The organism is Oleiphilus sp. HI0067, from assembly GCF_001635735.1.
The window spans coordinates 1-839 of record NZ_LWFI01001503.1; the positions used below are offsets into that span (position 1 = coordinate 1).

Here is an 839-nt window from a genome sequence, read left to right on the forward strand (position 1 = left end):
AAATTGGCTATCCATTGGTTGTTCGTCCATCTTATGTACTTGGTGGCCGAGCGATGGAAATCGTCTACAAAGAAGACGAGCTTGTGCGTTACATGAAAGATGCTGTTCAAGTATCTAACGATAGCCCTGTTTTGCTTGACCACTTCTTGAATTCTGCAATCGAAGTGGATATCGATGCGATCTCAGATGGTAAGCAAGTCGTGATTGGCGCAATTATGCAGCACATCGAGCAGGCGGGTGTTCACTCTGGTGACTCGGCTTGTTCACTACCTCCATATACATTGTCTGCAGATGTTCAAGACGAAATGCGTGAAGCGGTTAAGTCGATGGCTTTAGAGCTTGGCGTTGTCGGTTTGATGAATACTCAGCTCGCTTATCAGGATGGTGAAATTTACGTGATCGAAGTGAACCCACGTGCGTCACGTACCGTACCATTCGTGTCAAAAGCGATTGGTACCTCATTAGCGAAAGTTGCAGCACGTGTAATGGCGGGCAAAACTCTAGAAGAGCTAGATTTTACAACTGAGATCATCCCAGAGCACTTCAGTGTGAAAGAGTCAGTGTTCCCATTTAAGAAGTTCCCAGCAGTTGACCCGATCCTTGGTCCTGAGATGAAGTCTACGGGCGAAGTTATGGGTGTTGGTGAAACCTTCGATGAGGCGTTTGCTAAAGGTTTTATCGCGACAGGTGAAACACTTCCTGCATCAGGTAAGGCATTCTTGAGTGTTCGTGACGTAGACAAAGAAGGTGTTGTTGAACTTGCGAAACTTCTTGTTGAGGGTGGCTTTAGCTTAGTTGCAACGCGTGGTACTGCTCAGGCAATTGAGGAAGCAGGCATG

1 protein-coding gene is annotated in these 839 nt (G+C 46.7%); it reads left to right on the forward strand.

The window, feature by feature from the left end; translation table 11 throughout:
- The coding region (locus tag A3739_RS24485) for an ATP-grasp domain-containing protein (protein ID WP_156502811.1) at positions 1-839 on the forward strand (839 nt) is incomplete at both ends.